The following is a 19,746-nucleotide window of genomic DNA, read 5'->3' on the forward strand; positions in this document are numbered from 1 at the left end:
CGTCCAGGTCCCGTGCGGAAGCAGGAAGTCGATCCGCGGCGGCCCCGTCTCCAGGAGGGCCTCGTACGTCCGTATCGGATCGTTGTCGAGGTCCACGGTGCAGAGCAGCCCCCGGTAGAGTCGGCGATGCGTGTCCGCGAGCCGGTTGAGCCCCCGCATGACCTCGGCGTGGCTGCCGCGTCCGTTCGCGCGGACCCGGTGCCTGTCGTGGCCGGCGCGGTCACCGTCGAGGCTGACCGACACTCCCACGTCGTGCTCGTCGAGCATCGCCAGCATCGCGTCGTTGAGGAGCACCCCGTTCGTCTGGGTGCTCACCTCGACCTGGCAGGAAGGCGGCGCGGCCACGCGGAACCGCGAAACGGCCGCGGCGAGAGCCTGCCTGCCCGCCAGCAGCGGCTCGCCGCCGTGGAGGATGACCGTCACCTTCGTGAGGTCATGGGCCCTGGCGTGCTCGGCCAGCCTGACGGCCGTGGCCGCGATCACCCCGGGCGGCATCGCGGCCGGCCGCCCTCGCCACGTCTGGTCGGCGCTCTCGTAGACGTAGCAGTAGTCGCAGGCCAGATTGCAGCGACCGTGAATTTTCAGAACGAGCTCCGAAAATGGGACAGGTCGCCATGTTCCGGCCATCAGGGCGGAAAGGTCGAGGCCGCTCATCGGCCATTCGCCGGACTCGGCGCCGGGCATCAGACGAGGCAGTTGTCGAAGCCCGCTGGAGTTCTCCTGGGAGAACGGTGCTCGGCACCGGCGCGCCGCACGGCCTCGCCCAGGACCGACCCTTCGCGGAGTTCCGCCTGGTACAGCTCATGGGGGGTGGGAGGCGTCCAGACGAAGGAGACCGTGTGGTCGCTGGACTTCGTTGTGCTGCCATGAGTGACCTGCACAGCCGACCCCCTCATATCACGACTATCGGAAAGTATCGTTCACCTCTGCGGACCCAGAGGCATCAGCCTAGCCCGACCTGACGATCTTCGTCGGGACGTCGTGGATTGTTTCGCGAGGTCTTCTGCCGTCCCGCGGCCCATCCGGAGCGAACCGCCACCTTGTTGGCGAACCGCCACCTTGTTATCGCACGGCGGGACGGCCGACCGTGACGGGTGACGCGGTTCTCTTGCGGAGGGCGGCGGACGCTTGCAGAGTGGAAGCCGCGAGACATCGGTGAGGTGCCTGTGACGGAGACCATGCGCTCGGCTTCGGGAGGGTGGCGGCCACGGGGGATGTGTTCGTTCCTCCTGTGCGACATCGCCGGGTTCAGTGACGCCGCCCGGGTCGATCCGGTGCGGGTTCGGGTGCGGAAGGCCATGTACGAGGGGCTCGACCGGAGCCTGCGGGGGGCCGGGCTGCGGCTGGACGACGACTGCTATCACGAGGACCGCGGGGACGGGGTGATGGTCGTCCTTCCGGCGGACGTCCGGACGGACCTGCTCCTGACGGAGGTCGTCACCCGGTTGCGCGCCGAGGTGCGGCATCACAACGAGGCCGCGAGCGAGGCCGCGCAGATGCGGCTGCGTGTGGCGGTCGGCGTGGGGGAGGCCGAGTCGGACGGGCGCGGCATCGTCGGCACGGCGCTGACGCACGCGTTCCGGCTGCTGGACGCGGCGCCGCTGAAGGAGGCCGTGGCCGGCGCCGAGACGGGGATCGCGGTGATCGTCTCGCGGCGGGTCTACGACGATGTGGTGCGCCATGGGCGGGGGCTCGTCGATCCGGGTGATTACTACCGGGTCGAGGTTCAGGTCAAGGAGACCTCCGACGACGCGTGGGTCATGGTGCCGGGAGGGCGGCCCGTCCGCCCGGCCGAGGTTCCGGCGGTACCGGAGGGAGACGCGCGCAGGGCCGGGGCGCTTCCGCCGATGGCGGCGGACGTCCCGATGCCGATGCTGTTCCGCATGGTGGACGACATGCTGCGGATTCCCAGTCTCCGCGACGAGGGCGGTCGCAACCGGCTGGTCCGCGCGTTGTCGCCGGCGATCGCCGGGGCCGTTCCGCGGTCGGGGGAGGCGCGGGCCGACCTGTTCGGCGTTCTGCAGACGTGCCTGGACTACCCGGGCGGCTTGCAGCAGCTGCTCCAGGCCGTCCAGGGGTTCGTGGGGGAGTCGATGGCCGTGAGCCGCCTGGAGCAGACGATCGCGCAGTCGCTTCTGCCGGCGGCGGACGACGCCTGGTCCTGAGCGCGTGTCCCGGTCCCCGAGCGGCCGGTCAGGGCGCGGTGAGGGTCGCCATGGCGCGGTCGGGTTCCCAGTGGGCGCGGAGGGACGTGATCAGGCCGTCCTCGTCGACCCGGTAGATGAGGACGCAGTCGATGGTCATCGTGGAGCCGTCGGCCGTCGTGGTGGTGATGGTCGCGACGTTGGCGCAGTAGTCGCCGTTGGCGAACGAGTCGGCGACGTCGAAGCGGAAGCCGGCGATGGTGGAGATGAAGCCGTCCCAGAAGGCGGTGATGCCCTCGTGGCCTCGGTGGCCCTCGCCCGACGGGTCCAGGAAGGAGGGGCCGACGGGGTCCTCGATGAGGGCGTCCGGGGAGAACAGCTTCAGCCACTCCTGCCTGCGGCCGCCGATCACGGCCGTCATGGAGGCGCGGGCGGCCCGGCGGGCCGGGTGGTCGGAGTCGGGGGCGTTCCAGGTGATGGCGTCCATGGCTATAACCTGTTCTCGTTCAGCGGTCGACCTTGGCGATGACCGTCTCGGCGAAGCGTTCGAGGTGCTCGATCTTCTTGTCCAGGGGCTCGGTGTCCGGGCCCTTGACGTAGGGCATGCGGAAGCCGACGATCACGTCGGTGACGCCCTTGTCCTCCAGCCGCTTCACCCCGTCGGGCGTGTAGGCGTCCATGGAGATCACGTGGACCTCGAAGGGGTCGCCGGCCTTGCCCTCGGCCTCGCGGATGCGGCCCAGTCTCGCCAGGAGGTCGTCCAGGTCGTCGCCGCCCGCGTGCATCCACCCGTCACCGCGGACCACGGCCCGGCGCAGCGCCGCCTCGCTGTGCCCGCCGACCAGGATCGGGAACGGCTCCGCCGGCGTCATCTTGATCGCGGGGATGTCGTAGAACTCGCCGTGGAACTCGAAGTAGCCGCCGCCGCTCAGGCCCCGGACGATGTCGATCGCCTCGTCCATCCGCTTGCCGCGCCGCTCCCACGGGACCCCCATGACCTCGAAGTCCTCGGGCCAGGGACTGACACCGACTCCCAGGCCGAGCCGCCCGCCGGTCAGGCACGCGACCGACGTCGCCTGCTTGGCCACCAGCACGGGAGGGCGCACCGGGAGCTTGAGGACGAACGGCGTGAAGCGGATGCTGCTCGTCACCGCCCCCATGGCCGCGATCAGCGTGAACGTCTCGATGAAGGCCTTGTCCTCAAGGAACTCCCTGCTGCCGTCCGCGGTGTAGGGGTACACCGAGTCGGACTCCTTCGGATACACGAGCGAGTCGGCCACGGAGATGCTCGCGTACCCGGCCGCCTCGGCGGCCTTGGCCAGCGGCAGGTGGTAGGAGGGATCGGTCATCGCCTCGGCGTAGGTGAACCGCATCGTCAAATACTAGAACCTGTTCCACTTTTGCGCCAGGACGATGGTGTGGCGGGATGATCGCCGGGTGAGGGGCCGCGGGCTATAGGGTTTGGCGGCGTGAGCCACGTCCCTCCCGAGCGCCCCGGTCCGTGGAACCCGCCGCAGGCTCCCGGGCCGCATCCGCCGCAGGCCCCGCGTCCGCCGCAGGCTCCCGGGCCGGGTCCGCAGCCGCACGGGCAGCGGCCGCCCGGCGCTCAAGCCGAGGCCAAGCCGTCCGCGTTCAAGGATCTGTTCACCGGGGTCGGGTATCTCCTGCGGGGTATCGGGTGGATCGCCCGGCATCCGACGCAGTGGCTGTTCGGGCTGATCCCCGCGCTGATCGTGCTGGCCGTCTACGGTGCCGCGCTGATCTTCCTGGCATCCCAGATCGATGACCTGGCCGGCTGGGTGACGGGGTTCGCGGACGGCTGGTCGGACGCGGCGCGGACGTCCGCGCGCGTGGTCGCCGGGATCGCGATCTACGGGGCCGCCCTGTTCCTGGCCCTGATCACGTTCACCGCGGTGACACTGCTGGTCGGGGACCCGTTCTACGAGGCCATCGCGGTACGGGTCGAGGAGTCGCAGGGCGGCGCGCCGCCGGACCCGGACGTGCCGCTGATGGTGCAGATCGGGCGGGCGGTCAAGGACGCGCTGCTGCTCGGGATCATCGCGCTGGCGTTCGCGGTCGTGTTCTTCGCGTGCGGGTTCGTGCCCGTGATCGGCCAGACGGTCGTGCCGGTGATCGCGGGCCTGGTGTCCGGCTACTTCCTGGCGGGCGAGCTGGCGTCGGTCGCGATGGACCGGCGCGGGATCCTGCGCAAGGAGCGGTTCGCGCGGATGAGGGCGAACCGCCCGCTCGTCGTCGGCTTCGGCGCCGCGACCGTTGTGGTGTTCCTCGTTCCGCTGGGCGCCGTGCTGGCGATGCCGGGCGCGGTGGCCGGCGGGACGCTGCTGGCCCGGGAACGGCTGGCCAGGGAGCCGCGGCCGGAGACGCCGGTCACACCTGGTGAGGGTGGGGCGGCCGGACATCACTGAGGCGATAGGAAGATGTGTCCTGAGCGTGATTACAGTCCGGAGTTCGAGCACTGATCTTCGCGTAACGTGTGCCGCATGTCCGATCAGGGGGAGCGCGGTGTGCGCTGGACCGACATGAGTGAGAGCGAGCCGCGGGACGCGTCCCGCCCAGACTCCCGGCCCGGCGACGGTCCCCAGATGGCCTTCCCGGAGCCCAAGGTGCCCGAGGGGCTCGTGCCCCCGCCGGCGGGTCGCCTCGAGTCCCCGGGGTCCGGGGAGGGTGCGGGGACGCATGACGTCTGGGGCAAGGTCGAGGAGCCGCGGGCCGAGGACGTCCGGGTCGCGCCCGCCTCCGAGGAGGAGACTCCGGCGTGGGAGGGCGACCTGTTCGACGAGGGCGCCGGTGACGAGCGGTACACGCCGGCCGTCCCCACCGGGGCCGGTGAGCCCGGCAAGCCCGGCAAGCCGAGCAGCGGCAACTGGCAGATGCCGGCCTGGATGGCGGACGAGGAGGCCGCGGACGCCAAGCTCGGCGGCTCGCCGAAACCGTCCCGCGATGTGCTGGACGACGGCCGCGGGCGGTCCCGGCTGGTGCTGTTCGGCGGGGTCGGGCTGCTGGTCGTCGCCCTCGTCGCGGCCGGTGCCGTGTACCTCATGAAGAACGGCGGCGACGCATCGGCGGAGCCGGGCGGCAACGCGGGCCGGACGGCCGCCGAGCAGCCCGGCGCGCCGGAGGCGAAGCTGCCGCCGGACAAGAGGCTCACGGTGTTCGCCGGCAGGCCGAGCAGGGTGTCCGGCCAGGTCGCCGACACCCATTCGGGCCTGGCGTACCCGCGGATGGCGCCGCCGTGGAAGGTGCCCACCAAGCAGAACAAGCTGGGCACGCCGGGATGGTCCGGGCAGCAGATCCTGGTGACCGAGAACAGCGGCGGGCAGCTCTGGTACGGCCAGTTGCTCACCGGCACGCTGCACCCGAGCATGCAGGGCGCCTACCAGGGACCGGACAGCGTGAAGAGCGCCGCCGCCGTGGTCGCGCAGGGATACGAGGCGCAGTACTACGCGTTCCCCCACAAGACGGCGCCGCTGGCCTCGCAGGCCCTGAACGTGGACGGCCGTTCCGGCTGGATGATCGCCTCGTACCTGACCTACCAGCGGGACGGCGTGAAGGCGACCGGTGAGGTCGTCGCGACCGCGGTGATCGACACCGGCCGTAAGACCCCCGCCGTGGTGTTCGCCTCCCTGCCGAACACCCACAAGAAGATGTGGCCCGACCTGACCACGTTCTTCTCGCGGCTGAAGATCGCCTCCTGACGGGGCGCGTTCCGGCCGGTCGGCCCCTGACGGGCCGAATGGCGTTCTCATAGGCTGTGGCCACTTCGAGGGAGAGGTGGGTCATGGCGATCGGGCTGACCGAGGAACACGAGGCGCTGGCGGCTTCCGTGCGCGGGTTCGCCGAGCGGAACATCACGGCGCGGGCCGTCCGGGACGCGGACGCCGGCTTCTGGCCGGCGCTCGCCGGACAGGGGCTGCCGGGCCTGCATCTTCCCGAGAACGCGGGCGGGCAGGGGTTCGGGCTCCTGGAGCAGGCGGTCGCGCTGGAGGAACTCGGCCGTGTCCTTGCCCCGGGGCCGTACACGCCGACCGTTCTGGCGTCGGCCGTTCTGCACGCCTGCGGAGACACGAAGCTGCTGCCGGGCTTGGCGGACGGGTCCCGCAAGGCGGCCGTGGGGCTGTCCGGCAGCCTGGACGTGAACGGTTCCAGCGTCACGGGGACGGTGCAGCCCGTCCTCGGCGCACCGCTCGCCGACCTCTTCCTGCTGCCGGCCGGTGAACGCTGGGTCGTGCTAGAGCGGGACGAGGTCACCGTCGGTTCGCTGGAGTCGCTCGACATCACCCGTCCGGTCGGATCGGTCGCGATGGACGAGGTCGCCGTCCCGGACGACCGGTTCCTGGACGGGACGGACGTGCAGGCGCTCGCCGCCGTCCTCCTCGGCGCCGAGGCCTGCGGTGTAGCGGGACGCGCCCTCGACGACGCGGTGGACTACGCGAAGCTCCGTGAGCAGTTCGGCCGTCCCATCGGGCAGTTCCAAGGCATCAAGCACAAGTGCGCCCGGATGCTCATCGCCGTCGAGCGCGCCAGGGCGGCCGTATGGGACGCGGCGCGCGCGCTCACCGAGTCCGAGGAGCAGCGCGCCTACGCCGTCGGAGTCGCCGCCGCTCTCGCCGCGGACGCGGCCGTCACCTGCGCGGAAGGCAACATCCAGGTTCACGGCGGCATCGGCTACACCTACGAGCACGACGCCCACCTGCTCTACCGCAGGGCCCTGACGCTGCGTGCGCTGCTGGGCCGGGCGAGCAGGCACCGTGCGGACGTGGGCGCGCTGGCCGCCGCGGGAGTCCGGCGTCCCATGAGCATCGAACTCGACGACGACGCCGCGCCGGTCCGCGAGGAGATCCGCGCCCGCGTCGCCGAACTCGCCGCGATGGACCCCCTGGAACAGCGCGCGGCGATGGCGGAGGGCGGCTGGGTGACCCCGCACCTGCCGAAGCCGTGGGGACGGGAGGCGGGGCCGCTGGAGCAGATCGTGATCCAGCAGGAGCTCAAGGCGGCGAACGTGCGCCCGGTGCCGCTGATGATCGCGGGCTGGGTCGTCCCGTCGCTGGTCCAGTACGGGACGGCCGAGCAGCAGGAGCGGTTCCTGCCGCCGACGCTGCGCGGCGAGATCATCTGGTGCCAGCTGTTCTCCGAGCCGGGCGCGGGATCCGACCTCGCCGGGCTGCGCACCCGCGCCGAACGCGTCGAGGGCGGCTGGGCGATCACCGGCCAGAAGATCTGGACGTCGCTGGCCCGCGAGTCGCAGTGGGGCATCTGCGTCGCCCGCACCGACCCCGACCGGCCCAAGCACGACGGGATCACGTACTTCCTCGTGGACATGGCCTCGCCGGGCATCGACGTCCGGCCGCTGCGCGAATGCACCGGCGACGCGGTCTTCAACGAGGTGTTCCTGGACGGCGTCTTCGTCCCGGACGACCTCGTGGTCGGCCCCGTCAACGCCGGCTGGCGCGTCGCACGCACCACCCTCGCCAACGAACGCGTCGGCCTGACCAGTAACTTCCAGCTCGGCGGCGACCTGCCCAAGCTGGTCGAACTCATCGCCGGGCTGGGCCTCGACGACGACCCGGTCGTCCGCGACGGCCTCGGCGCGCTCGCCTGCGACGAGCACTCCTTCAACCTGCTCGGGCTGCGTGCGACGCTCAAGCAGCTCTCGGGCACGGACCCGGGCGCGACGGCGAACGTCCGCAAACTCGTGGCGATGGAGCACGGCCAGCAGGTCACCGAGTTCGGCTTCACGGTCCTCGGCGAGGGCGGCGCGCTGACCGGCGGCCGCAACGACGACCTGCGCGCCCGCTGGACCCGGTACCTGCTCGCGTCCCGCGCCATGAGCATCGGCGGCGGGACCACGGAGGTCAACCTCAACGTGATCGGCGAGCGGATCCTCGGCCTGCCACGCGACCCGGACCCCTCGCGGTCGCCGGGGGCCGCGAGGGAGCGGGTCGGGTAGCGTCCAGGCTCACATGCGGGAGCGGACGCGGCACCTCGTGGCCGCACTGACCGGGCTGGGGCTCGGGCTTGCGGCGCTGGGGCCGGGGCTCGCGCCCGGGTTCGTGCTGTCGTACGACATGGTGTTCGTGCCCGACCCGGCGTTCACCCGCATGACGTTCGGGCTGACCGGGGTCGTCCCGAGGCACGTCCCGAGCGACGCCTTCGTCACCGCGCTCGCCACCGTCGTCCCGGCGGACGCCGTGCAGAAGCTCCTCCTGCTGGCGATCTTCGTGATGGCGTGCACGTCGGCGGCGTCGCTGGTCCCGGCCGAGCGGCTGGCGCCGCGCCTGGCGGCCGGGGTCTGCTACGCCTGGAACCCGTTCGTGGCCGAGCGGCTGCTGCTCGGCCAGTGGGCGCTCCTGCTCGGCTACGCGGCCCTTCCGTGGGTGGTCGCGGCCGCCGCAGGACTGGACGCTCCGGGCGGCGGGAGACGTCTCGTCCGGGCGCTGATCCCCGCCGCCATCGGCGGCTTCGCGGCCCTGGCCGTCTCCGGCCTGACGGCTCTGGCCGTCGCCCTGGTGAGCGGGCGCTGGAGGGCCGGGGTCCGCGCACTGGGCGCCGTCGCGGTGCTGAGCCTCCCGTGGCTGGTGCCGGGGCTGCTCCGTCCGGCCGGGGTGCCGGGGGACGGCACGGCCGTCGAGCTCTTCGCCGCGCGGGCCGACACCCCGTTCGGGACGCTCGGGAGCCTGCTCCTGCTCGGCGGCGTCTGGAACGGCGAGACGGTGCCCGACGGGTACGGGGCCCCGGTGACCGCGGCGATCTGGCTGGCCGTGGTCGCCGGCGCGCTGGCCGCGTACGGGGCATGGTGCCGGGAGCCCGTGTGGAGGCGCGGCGCGGCCGTCGCGGCGGTCGCCGGGCTCGCGGTCGCGGCGCTCGGAGCGGTGGCGGCGCCGGTCCTGGAAGGCGTCATCGGCCTCTGGTCGGGGTTCGCCGTCCTGCGGGACGGACAGCAGTTCGTGGCGCCGCTCGCCGTCGTGGTCGCGGTGGGCCTCGGGGTGGCCGCAGACCGGGCCGCCGGCGCGCGGCTGCCGCTGGTGCCGACCGCGGCGACGGCCGCACCGGTCCTCCTGCTGCCGACGCTGGCGTGGGGGGCCGCGGGCGACCTGCGTGCCGTCCGCTACCCGGACGACTGGGCGCGGGCCCGGCAGATCATCCACGGTGACCCGGTCGAGGGGGACGTGCTGGTACTGCCGTGGGCGGCCCACCGGAGCTACCCGTGGAACCGCGGCCGCCGCGTCCTCGACCCGCTGCCCCGCTACCTGCACCGCCGGGTCGTCGTGAACGACGCCGTCACCGTGGGGGAGACGACCGTCGCGCCCGAGGATCCGAGGGTCGTCCGGCTGGCGCCGGCCGCCCGGACGGGGACGCCTCCGGTGACCACGCTGCGTGACGAGGGGATCCGGTACGTCGTGGTCGACGCCGAGATCGGCGCGCTCCGTCCGTCCGGCCCGGCCGTCCCGGTGATGAAAGGCGCCGACCTGGCCGTTTACCGGATCGACGGTGCCGCGAAGCCCACCGGGGACGGCGTGCCGGTCGCGCCGGCCGTGGCTGCGTGGGCCATCGTGAGCCTGGTCGTTTTCTGGTCAATCCGGGCCCCAGGCACTACTCTGAGCCTTCCTTTACTCGTCAGTATCAAACCCCGCATGTCACCCCACCGAAGAAGGACCCCCTGATGCGCATCGCCATCGCCGCAGTGGTCGGCGTTCTGCTAGCCGCCGGAGCGGCCTTCGGCACGGTCGAGCTTGTGGACTCCTCCCAGAAGGACCCCGTGATCAAGCCGCTGTACAACTACGGCCCCCGCTGACGCGCAGGTCCTGATGGGGACTCGGCGTGACGGTCCCGTCCTCCTGGAGATCGTCGTTCCCGCCTACAACGAGGCCGGCCGGCTTCCGGAGGGGCTGGCCATGCTGTGCGGCAAGCTCGCCGGGCTTCCGGTGCGCGCGGAGGTCGTGGTCGTCGACAACGCCAGCACGGACGGCACCGCCGGCATCGTCCGGTCCTGGGACGGGCCGGTCCCCGTGCGGCTGGTGAGCTGCGAACGCCGCGGAAAGGGAGCGGCGGTCCGCGCGGGGTTGCTGGCGACGCGCGCACCTTATGTAGGATTCATGGACGCCGATATGGCAACAGACCTCGCCGCGCTGGACGAAGCCATCGTCCTGCTGCGCGAGGGCCGCCCGGTCGTGGTCGGGTCAAGGCGCCACGGTCGGTCGGTCGTCCAGGGCTACGCGCTGCCCGTGCGGCGGCTGGGCGCGGTCACGTTCAACCGGATCGTCCGCGATCTGGTGGGCGGCATCGCCGATACCCAGTGCGGTTTCAAGTTCTTCGACGGGCCGCTGGGACGCGCGGCCGCCGAAGAGCTGCGCACGACGGGTTTCTCGTTCGACGTCGAGCTTCTCGCCCACTGCGTCCGGCGGGGCGCGTCCGTGACGGACATCCCGGTGGTGTGGCGCGACCGTCCGGGCTCGACGTTCTCGGTCCGGCGGCATTCGCTGGAATGCCTGTTCGACCTCGCCCGCATCCGCGCGCGCGCCGGTTTCCGGATGCCGGCCGTGCCGGCGGCGCCGATCATCCCGGTCGTTTCCGTCCGGACGATGTTCGCTCAGCCGGACCCGGTCCCTGTGCCGGTCGCCCTGGAGAAGGGCGCGCCCTCGACGTCGACCGCCAAGTCGGGATGAACGCGCCCCCTCCGGCCCCTGGCGCCCCCTCCACGAACTTTCGGCTGGCGGTCGTCAACTGGCGCGACCCCTGGCATCCGGCCGCGGGCGGAGCCGAACGCTACGCCTGGGAGCTCGCGCGCCGGTTCGCCGGTCACGGACCCGGCGGCCGTGTCACCTACCTGACGTGCAGAGCGCGCGGACAGAAGCGCAGGGAACGGGTCGAGGACGTGGAGTTCGTCCGCCTCGGCGGCCGGTTCACCGTGTACCCGCTCGTCCTGCTGTGGCTTCTGGCCCACCGGCTGCGACGCGGCCGGAAAGGCGCGTTCGACGCCGTGGTCGACTGCCAGAACGGCATCCCGTTCTTCACGCCGTGGGCGCTGCCTCGCCGCGTCCCGGTGTTCTGCGTCATCCACCATGTGCACGACGCCCAGTTCGACTTGTACTTCCCCCGGTGGCTGGCCTGGCTCGGGCGAGTGCTGGAGGGGCCGGTGAGCCGCTGGACGTACCGGCGGCACGCGCTCGTCGTCGTCTCGCCGTCCACGCTCCGCGCCGTCAGGGAGCGGCTGGGCTGGACAGGGCCCGTCCACGTCGTCCCCAACGGGACGGCGATCGCCGAACCCGGCGGCGCGGTCCCGGAGCCCGCCGGGGACCCGGACCTGGTGTGCGTGACGCGTCTCGTCCCGCACAAACGGCTCGACCTGCTCCTCGACCTCGCCCAGAGCCTCGCCCGGAACCGGCCCGGCCTGCGGCTGCACATCGTCGGGGACGGGCCGGAAGCGCCCGCGCTGGCCGAAGGGATCGCCGCGCGCGGCCTGGACGGCGCCGTCATCGCGCACGGCTACGTGACCGAGGAGGTCAAGGCGGCCCTCGTGGCCCGCGCCGACCTGCACCTCAGCACGTCCCTGGGCGAGGGCTGGGGGCTCAGCGTGATCGAGGCCGCCGCGCTCGGCGTCCCCACGGTGGCCCACGACGTGGACGGCCTGCGCGACGCCGTCCGCGACGGGGTCACCGGGTGGCTCGTCCACCCGGACGACGACCAGGCCGACGTCGTGGAACGGGCCCTCAAGGAACTGGACGACCCCGCACGCCGCGCGGAGATCGCCGCCGCCTGCCGGGCCTGGGCCGGAGAGTTCGACTGGGCGCGGACGACCGCGACGATGCGCGACCTGATCACGGGCGACCTGATCACGGGCGACCTGATCACGGGCGACCTGGTCACGGGCGACCTGACCGCGGGCGACCTGACCGCGGGCGGCCTGACCGCCGGAGACCTGACCACGGGCGCCCAGAGGTACCGTGACGGTCACCCGGGCTGAAGCCCCGGGCCCGGGCAGAAAGGGACAGAGCGCGAGCATGGCCGTGGGAGAGGCGAAACCGCCCCGCTCCGGCGCGCCCCGGCAGCCCGCACCCGGCGGCGGGCCGCCGGACGGCATGGACGCGGGCGGGCGGCTGCGGGAACGGCTGCGCGTCGTGGCGTGCTGCCTGACCCTGACCGCGCTCGCGTTCAGCACCCGGCCCGGCGCGATCCTCGCCGACACCAAGATCGACATGGCGGTGAACCCGCTCGGGTTCCTCGGCCGGGCCCTGCACCTGTGGGATCCCGAGCAGTTCGGCCAGCTCCAGAACCAGGCCGTCGGCTACCTGTTCCCGATGGGGCCGTTCTTCGCGCTCGGCGACGTGATCGGGATGCCCGCGTGGATCACCCAGCGGTTCTGGACGTCCCTGCTGCTGTGCCTGGCGTTCCTCGGCACGTGGAAGCTGGCCGGGCGGCTGGGCGTCGGCGGCCCCGGCACGAGGCTGTTCGCCGCGATGGCCTACGCGCTCGCGCCGAACGGACTCGCCACGCTCGGGCAGATCTCGTCGGAGTACATGCCGGTCGCGATGCTGCCGTGGATCGTCCTGCCGCTGGTCACGGCCGCGTCGGGCGACGGCGGGCGGCTGCGGGCCGCGGCCGGGTCGGGGCTGGCGATCGCCTGCTGCGGCGGTATCAACGCGACCGCGACCGTCGCCGTCCTGGTCGTCCCGTTCCTCTACATCGTGACGAGGCCGCGCGGGTCGTTCCGGATGCGGATGCTCGCCTGGTGGTCGGCGGCCACGGCCGCGGCGACCGCGTGGTGGCTGGCTCCGCTGCTGCTGACCGGGACGTACGGGTTCTCGTGGCTGACCTACACCGAGAAGGCGGAGACGACGACCGGGCCGACCGGCCTGATCAACGTGCTGCGCGGGGCGGAACGCTGGGTCAACTACCTGATCGTGGACGGCCAGGTGTGGTGGCCGGTCGGGCACGGGCTCTCGGTCAGCGCGGTGCCGATCATCTGCACCGGCGTGGTCGCGGCGCTCGGCCTGGCGGGCCTGCTCGGCCGGCTGCTCCCGGAGCGGACGTTCCTGCTGGTCACGCTGCTGGCCGGGGTGGCGATCCTGTCCATCGGCCACATCAGCGACATCCCCGGCCCGCTCGCCGCCCAGATGCGCGGGCTGCTGGACGGGCCGCTCGCGCCGCTGCGCAACCTCCACAAGTTCGACGCGGCCGTCCGGCTGCCGCTCGCGCTCGGCCTGGCCCACGTGCTGGTCGTGGCGGCCCGGAAGACCGCGGCGGCCGGGACGGGGTCCGGTGGCCGCATCCGCGGCCTGGGCGGCGGACCGGCGCCCTCCGGCGCCCTGTCCGTCGGGGCCCTGTCCGTCGGCGCCAAGCCCGGCGCGATGTCCGGCGGGACGCTGAAGGCACTGGTCAGCCTGCCCGTCGCCGCCGCCGTCGCGCTCGGCGGCATCGGCGTCACGGCCGTGTCCCACGGGCTGAGCGGGCCGGGCGAGTTCAAGCAGGTCCCCCAGCACTGGCGGGACGCGGCGTCATGGATCAACGCGAGGGCCGGACGGCAGGGCGTGCTTGCCGTCCCCGGGGCGCCGTTCGGCGAGTACCTGTGGGGCCGCCCGATGGACGACATCGTCCAGCCGCTGCTGACGGCGCGGTGGGGCGTCCGGCAGCTCGTCCCGGCCGGTTCGCCCGGCTACACACGCGCCCTGGACGCGATCGACCGGCAGGTGCGGTCGGGGCAGATGTCGCCGGGTCTCAGCGAGTTCCTCGGCCGGATGGGCATCCGGTACGTGCTGGTCCGCAACGACCTCCGGCGCGAGACGCTGCGCGGCGCGTGGCCCGCCGTCGTCCACCAGGCGCTGGACGACTCGCCCGGCATGCGCAGGGTCGCCGCGTTCGGCGGCCCCGTGGGCGGCGACGCGGCCGACGCCGTGTCGGCCTTCGACCAGAAGTACCCCGCGCTGGAGGTCTACGAGGTCGAGGGCGCCGCGGCCGTGGCGAACCTCGCCGACGCGACCGACCCCGTCCGCGTGTACGGGGGACCGGAGTCGCTGCTGGCCATGGCAGACGACGACGCGCTGCCCGAGGATCCCGTCCTCCTGGACGACGACGCCCCCGGCCTCCAGGGCAGCCCGGTGGTGACCGACTCGCCGCGGCTGGTCCGCCGCAACTTCGGCGAGATGCACCAGACCTCCCCGACGCTGTCCGCGGAGCACCGCCGCGAGGCCACCGACGTCCTCGACGACGGCTGGAAGAAGTACGCCACCCACGTGAATTACGGCGGCGGCGTCCGCGACGTCACGGCGTCCAGTTCGGCGGCGGGAGAGGACGCGATCCCGCAGACGCACAAGCCTGGCGCGACCCCGTTCGCCGCGTTCGACGGCAACCGTTTCACCGCCTGGCAGACGGGGGGATGGGACGGCCCGGCCGAACAGTGGCTGCGCGTCGACTTCGACGCGCCGCGGGACGTGCGGAGCCTGACGGCCGCGTTCGTCCAGGACGCCGCACTCGGGCCGCCGGTCTCGCGGGTGGAGGTCGAGACCGAGAACGGGACGCTGGAGCAGGACGTCGCGCGGACCGCGGACGCCCAGCCGCTTCGCGCGCCGGACGGCCCGACCCGCTGGCTGCGGTTGCGCATCACCGGCCTCGCGTCGGAGCCGGCCGTCCCGGCCTTCACCCGCGCGGCGGTGTCGGAGGTGTCGATCGCGGGGCTGGAGCCGGAGCGCACCTACACGATGCCGGCGCCGGGAGGGATCGACGGACCGGCCACGTACGTGATGAGCCGGCGGCCCGGAGCGAAGGCGGAATGCCTGAAGGGCAGCCGGCGCTGGGTCTGCTCGCCGTCCCTCGGCTCCGAGGACGAGGAGGGCGCCGGGTTCGACCGGACGTTCACGTCGGCGACGTCCGGCAAGGCGCCCGTCACCGGAACGGCGGTCCTCACGGACCCGAAGCTCGTCGAGAGGTACGCGGCCGTCGACGGCCAGCCGTCCGTCACGGCGAGTTCGACGTTCTCCGACCATCCGGCCGCTCAGCCCAGGTCCGGTTTCGACGGAGACCCGGCGACGTCCTGGATCGCGGCGGAGGGGGAGGACGCGCCCACCTTCGGCGTCCAGTGGAAGGGCAGGAAACGCCTGTCCACGGTCACCGCCCAGCTTCCACCCGGCGCGGCGGGCCCGATCCGCATGCGGATCGAGGGAGACGACGGGGAGGTCCGGGAGGGACTGTCGGACGTCCGGGGCAGGCTGTCGTTCGCCCCGATGACCACCAACCGGCTGACGGTCACCTTCTTCAAGGAGAGCCGGGCCCAGCCGATCCAGCTCGCCGAACTGACGATCCCGGACGTGGATCCGGTCCCCGACGTGCGCACCTACCCCCTGGAACTGCCCTGCGGGTACGGGCCCAAGCTCCGGGTCGGCCCAGCCGGAGGCCGATCGGCCGACGGACGGGACGGCGTCATCCAGACCAAGGCCACCGGCACGCTCGGCGACCTTCTCGCCGGCCGCCCCCTGGAGTTCAGCGCGTGCAGGCAGGCGGTGCTGGAAACCGGCCAGAACCGGCTGACGTCCGTGGCCCTCGACTCCTACCGCGTCGACACGGTGACGGTCGGCACCAAGCCGGGCGAGCGAACCACAGGTGAGCGAACCACGGGCGAGCAAGCCACGGGCGAGCAAGCCACGGGCGAGGAGACCGCGGGCGACCGGCCGCCGCGGCAGGTCAAGATCAACAGCTGGGGGGCCGGGTCCCGTGAGCTGGAGGTGGACGCCGCGAAGCCCTCGTTCCTCACCGTGAACGAGAACTTCAACATCGGCTGGACCGCCACCGTGGACGGCGAGGAGCTGCGCGCCGTCCGGCTGGACGGATGGAAGCAGGGATGGCTCGTCCCCGCGGGCACGAGCGGCGTCGTCGAGCTCACCTACGGGCCCGACCGGGCGCAGCGGATCGCGGTCGTCGTGGGCCTCAACCTGCTCCTCGTCCTGCTGGTCGTCGCCGTCCGGCCCGGCCGGTCCCCGAGCCGCCGCGGCCCCCGGCCGGCGCCGGGCCGCTCGCTGGTGGCCGGGACGGGCTGGCCTCCCTGGGCCGCCCTCGGCCTGGCCGCCGCGCTCGGCGGCTGGACCGCCGGGGTGCCCGGCCTGGCCGTCACCGCCTTGGTCGCGGCCGGGTGCGGCTGGGCGCGCACCCGCCGCTCGGCCATCCTGCGTGCCGTCGCCTCGCCGTGGACGATCGCGATCGCCATGCTCGCCGGGACCGGCTGCCTCGCCGCCGGCGCCTGGCTCGACATGATCGAGAACCCCGCCTCCCCGTCCGGCCCGCTGGGCGACCTCGCGCCCCAACTGCTCGGGCTCGTCATCGTCGGGCGGATCGCGGCCGAGCTGTGGCGTCCCCGGCCGTCCGGCGGGGACTCGCGCGGGGGGATCGCGCTCAGCTGGACGGCGCCGGCGACGGGGGCCGGCGGGAACGGCCACGGCGGGTCAGCCGCTGAACCGGCCGCTCCACCAGGTAGTAGCTCAGGGTCGCCGCTGCGATGGACGCCGCGGCCAGCAGCGGCAGATCCGTCGCCACGTCCCCCCGGAACACCCGGTCCGTAGCCTCGTACCAGGCGACGATGATCAGAAGCTGCCACAGGAACAGGCCGTAGGAGATCCGGCCGAGGAACCGCATCACCGGGTTGGCGAGCGCCGCGCCGAGCGCCGGATGCCCGGCGGGCGCCAGCGCGACCGGCGCGATCAGTGCCGCCGCGCAGAGCCCGTCCACGACCAGGTGCAGGGTGGACGTCCAGAACTCGTCCGGGATCTGGAGGGTGAGGGGCCCGGTCGCGGGCGTGGACGCCACCACGTACAGCATCGCGGCCGCCACCCAGCACGCCGCCCACGAGTCCGAGACGGCCCGGCACATCGCCGCCACCGGCCGCCGCTCGTCCAGCCGTGCCCACACCGTCACCACGGCCAGCGCCATCCCGATCGCGAACCAGACGAAGAAGCGCGGCAGCCACAGGCCCATCTCGCCGTTCCGTTCCGGGAAGAACATCACGGCCGTGTAGGGGAACGACAGTGCCGCGTACACGCCGATGCCGATCAGGAGCCGCTTGGCGCGGACACCGACGTCGTTGGTGCGCTTCCGCCGCGCGTACCAGCCGAGAACCGCCGCGGTGAAGGGCAGCGTGATGTACCAGGCGACCTCGACCACCAGGCTCCACAACTGCCCCAGATGCGCGGGCCCCAGCGCGGTCTCCCACCACATGTTCGGGAGGTAGGTCTGTGTGAGGGTGAGCAGCGAGACCCACGAGAGGGGGTCGCCGATGTGCTCCCGCCCTGCTGTGAGCATGAAGCAGACGATCAGCGCCCAGTAGGCGGGCATGATGCGGAACACCCGTTTGCGCAGGTACACGCCGACACGCGGGGCGGCCCGTCCGTCCAGGACGGCCGCCGCCCATGGGCGGTAGAGCAGAAGACCCGACAGGGCGAAGAAGATGGGCACACCGACCTGGCCGCCGTTGAACAGCCACCGCGCACCGGCCTCATTGGTGATGGAACCCGCCGTGGCGGCCACGTGGTAGACGAGGACGGCCAGCGCCGCCACCGCGCGCACACCGTCGAGCGTGTCCTGGTGCCCGGAGATGGGGGGCGGCGCGGGCCTGGCCACCCGCGAGTCCGTTTTCATGGCGTCTTCTTCCGGAGGACCAGGACGAGGTTCCAGGTGGCGATCTCCCGCAGGCCCGGGACGCGGACGATGCCTCCGGCCCAGCGCGGGTGGTAGCGGGGCAGAGCGTCCAGGACGTGCACGTCCTCGCGGCCACGGGCCCACCTCAGGGCGGCGGACACCGACACCGGGTGCAGGCTGTGCCCGTACCGGTTCTTCGGCGGGCGGCCGATCCGGCGCTCGTACCTCCGGGCGGCCCGTTCGCCGCCGGTGTAGTGCCAGGGTGACGTCTCATGCCCGCCCCATGGGGACAGCCAGTTGGTGAACGACAGGAAGACGGTTCCGCCCGGCCGGGTGACGCGCACCATCTCGTCCGCCATCCGCCACGGCACGGGGACGTGCTCCAGCACGTTCGACGAGAAGCACACGTCGGCGGAGCCGGTGCGGAACGGAAGCGCGAGCGCGCTGGCGACGAACGTGTTCGGCGCGGAGACGTTGTGCGCGGTCAGTTCACCGAGGTCGTGATCGATGCCGGTACAGCGGGCCCCGGCCGCCGTCAGCGCGCGCGCGAAGAAACCAGAGCCCGTCCCGACGTCGATGACGGTCGCCCCCGCAAGGTCGGTGTACGAACTCAGGTGCGCGACGCTGTCACGGGCCATCAAGCCGTAGAAGGACTCCGGATCGTCCTTCTCATGGCGGAACGCTCTCAGGAGCCGCACCGACCGGGCCAGCGTGGGACGGTGCTCAAGATGGACGCGATCCGCGGGGACCGGCGACTGCCGGTCCGGCATGGAGGGCGCCGAGGTCATCGCCACCTCGCTGTCGTTTTCGCATCGGTTTCGGGGGTGGGGGTTGAGCGGATCCTACCGGCCAGTAGATGATGTCGGGGAGTGTTCACATGCGAGCCGTCCGGGCGGGGGAAGCGGTGTCCTGCCTGCGGCAGCCGGTGCTTACTGATCGCGGGCCGAGGGTTTCGGCGGTCCTGTAGGGTAACGCGGCACTGCCGGACGTCGGCCCCGCGGTCGGAGACGACGGCAATCCCCCCGGAGGTGTTCATGCGGCGACCGATCGGAATGGTCCTGATCGGCCTTGGCGCGTTCCTGCTCACGCTCGCGCCCCTGGTCCGCTTCTACGTGGCCGACCAGGTCATCGTCGCGCCGCTGAACCGCTACCAGGTGACGCTTCTGGAATCGAAGGACGCCACCTACTTCGACCAGGCGGACCTCAAGACCAAGACGGGCGTCACCCTCCAGGCCAGGAACACCGTCCGCGGCGACGTCCGCGCCAACGAGGGCAACGACGACATCGCCGTCTGGGACTCCACGACCAACATCTACGACCAGGCCGACCCGGACAACCCGATCCAGATCCAGGCGTTCCGGCTCGCCTTCGACCGCCGTACGAGCGTCCTCACCGACTGCTGCGGCACGCACGTCGACGGCGACGGCGGCGTCCGGATGGCGGGCGCCTACGGGCTGCTGCTCCCCCTCGCGAACGTCGAGAAGAAGGACTACCCGGTCTTCGACCAGACGACCAAGCAGACGGCGCCGATGGAGTTCAACGCGGTCGAAGAGGTCCAGGGGCTCACGACCTACCGCTTCACCCAGACCATCCCGCTGACCAAGACCGCCGCGATGGACGCCAAGCTGCCGGCCAAGATGCTCGGCCTGCCCGAGGACACCCCCGCCCAGAAGGTCGACCGCTACACCGAGGCATACAACACCACCTGGGTCGACCCGCGCACGGGGGTTCCGGTCAAGCACCGCAAGAACATCCGCAGCACCGTCCAGACCGAGGACGGCAAGGGCAAGATGATCGTCGCGCAGGCCGACCTCGTCACCGTCGACAAGGACCAGAAGGCCGGAGTCGACCTGGCCAACAGCACGGCCCTGAAGATCGACGCGGTCCGCAGCTACATCCCGGGCGCCGCCGTCCTCCTCGGCCTGATCCTGCTGGGCGTCGGCGTCTTCCTCGGCCTCGCCCGCGG

General features: G+C 72.5%; 15 protein-coding genes and 1 pseudogene. 10 read left to right on the forward strand and 6 right to left on the reverse strand.

What is annotated here, in order from left to right:
• Together E1281_RS22125 and E1281_RS22130 are read right to left on the reverse strand one after the other, a co-directional pair.
• On the reverse strand, positions 1-684 hold a 684-nt coding region (locus E1281_RS22125; protein ID WP_131881163.1), incomplete at its 3' end, for a radical SAM protein.
• Positions 684-881, reverse strand: a complete 198-nt coding sequence (locus E1281_RS22130; protein ID WP_131881165.1) for a hypothetical protein — start codon at positions 879-881, stop codon at positions 684-686. The genes E1281_RS22125 and E1281_RS22130, both read right to left, overlap by 1 nt.
• A 333-nt stretch (positions 882-1,214) precedes the next feature.
• Here E1281_RS22130 and E1281_RS22135 point away from each other — a divergent pair, with 333 nt between their 5' ends.
• Positions 1,215-2,165 carry a hypothetical protein gene (locus tag E1281_RS22135; RefSeq protein WP_131881166.1) on the forward strand — a complete coding sequence of 317 codons (951 nt, stop codon included), beginning with the start codon at positions 1,215-1,217 and terminating at the stop codon, positions 2,163-2,165.
• Positions 2,166-2,193: 28 nt separating this feature from the next.
• Here the strand turns inward: E1281_RS22135 and E1281_RS22140 are convergent, their stop codons facing one another.
• Positions 2,194-2,631, reverse strand: coding sequence for a nuclear transport factor 2 family protein (locus E1281_RS22140; protein WP_131881168.1), 438 nt, complete (start codon positions 2,629-2,631; stop codon positions 2,194-2,196).
• Positions 2,632-2,650: 19 nt separating this feature from the next.
• The gene (locus tag E1281_RS22145; protein ID WP_131881170.1) at positions 2,651-3,517 is read right to left on the reverse strand and encodes a TIGR03619 family F420-dependent LLM class oxidoreductase; all 867 of its coding nucleotides are present in this window, start codon (positions 3,515-3,517) and stop codon (positions 2,651-2,653) included.
• A gap of 96 nt (positions 3,518-3,613) precedes the next feature.
• Between E1281_RS22145 and E1281_RS22150 the strand changes: the two genes are divergently transcribed.
• From E1281_RS22150 to E1281_RS42055, 8 genes and pseudogenes are all read left to right on the forward strand, one after another.
• A complete protein-coding gene (locus E1281_RS22150; protein ID WP_243717242.1) occupies positions 3,614-4,570 on the forward strand; it encodes an EI24 domain-containing protein in 957 nt (318 codons plus the stop codon).
• Between the two features lie 75 nt (positions 4,571-4,645).
• Positions 4,646-5,860: a hypothetical protein gene (locus E1281_RS22155; RefSeq protein WP_131881172.1), complete on the forward strand. Its 1,215-nt coding sequence runs from the start codon at positions 4,646-4,648 to the stop codon at positions 5,858-5,860.
• A gap of 83 nt (positions 5,861-5,943) precedes the next feature.
• Positions 5,944-8,112 carry an acyl-CoA dehydrogenase gene (locus E1281_RS22160; protein ID WP_131881174.1) on the forward strand — a complete coding sequence of 723 codons (2,169 nt, stop codon included), beginning with the start codon at positions 5,944-5,946 and terminating at the stop codon, positions 8,110-8,112.
• Positions 8,113-8,125: 13 nt separating this feature from the next.
• Entirely contained in the window at positions 8,126-9,826 is a 1,701-nt protein-coding gene (locus E1281_RS22165; RefSeq protein WP_131881176.1) for a hypothetical protein, read from the forward strand.
• Entirely contained in the window at positions 9,826-9,957 is a 132-nt protein-coding gene (locus E1281_RS22170; protein ID WP_131881177.1) for a DUF2613 family protein, read from the forward strand. Before E1281_RS22165 ends, E1281_RS22170 begins: the two co-directional genes overlap by 1 nt.
• A gap of 13 nt (positions 9,958-9,970) precedes the next feature.
• The gene (locus E1281_RS22175; RefSeq protein ID WP_131881179.1) at positions 9,971-10,828 is read left to right on the forward strand and encodes a glycosyltransferase; all 858 of its coding nucleotides are present in this window, start codon (positions 9,971-9,973) and stop codon (positions 10,826-10,828) included.
• A complete protein-coding gene (locus tag E1281_RS22180) occupies positions 10,825-12,126 on the forward strand; it encodes a glycosyltransferase family 4 protein (protein WP_131881181.1) in 1,302 nt (433 codons plus the stop codon). The genes E1281_RS22175 and E1281_RS22180 overlap by 4 nt, the downstream gene beginning before the upstream one ends.
• Before the next feature lie 115 nt (positions 12,127-12,241).
• Positions 12,242-14,659 (forward strand): annotated as a pseudogene (locus E1281_RS42055) (alpha-(1->3)-arabinofuranosyltransferase family protein); the annotation flags it as partial.
• 1,882 nt (positions 14,660-16,541) lie between these two features.
• Here the strand turns inward: E1281_RS42055 and E1281_RS42060 are convergent.
• Positions 16,542-17,780, reverse strand: coding sequence for an acyltransferase (locus tag E1281_RS42060; protein ID WP_131881185.1), 1,239 nt, complete (start codon positions 17,778-17,780; stop codon positions 16,542-16,544).
• Positions 17,777-18,550 carry a methyltransferase domain-containing protein gene (locus E1281_RS22195; protein ID WP_131881190.1) on the reverse strand — a complete coding sequence of 258 codons (774 nt, stop codon included), beginning with the start codon at positions 18,548-18,550 and terminating at the stop codon, positions 17,777-17,779. Before E1281_RS22195 ends, E1281_RS42060 begins: the two co-directional genes overlap by 4 nt.
• Positions 18,551-18,814: 264 nt before the next feature.
• Here E1281_RS22195 and E1281_RS22200 point away from each other — a divergent pair.
• The coding region (locus E1281_RS22200; protein WP_131881187.1) for a DUF3068 domain-containing protein at positions 18,815-19,746 on the forward strand (932 nt) is incomplete at its 3' end.

This window comes from Actinomadura sp. KC345, from assembly GCF_004348515.1.
Classification (GTDB): domain Bacteria; phylum Actinomycetota; class Actinomycetes; order Streptosporangiales; family Streptosporangiaceae; genus Spirillospora.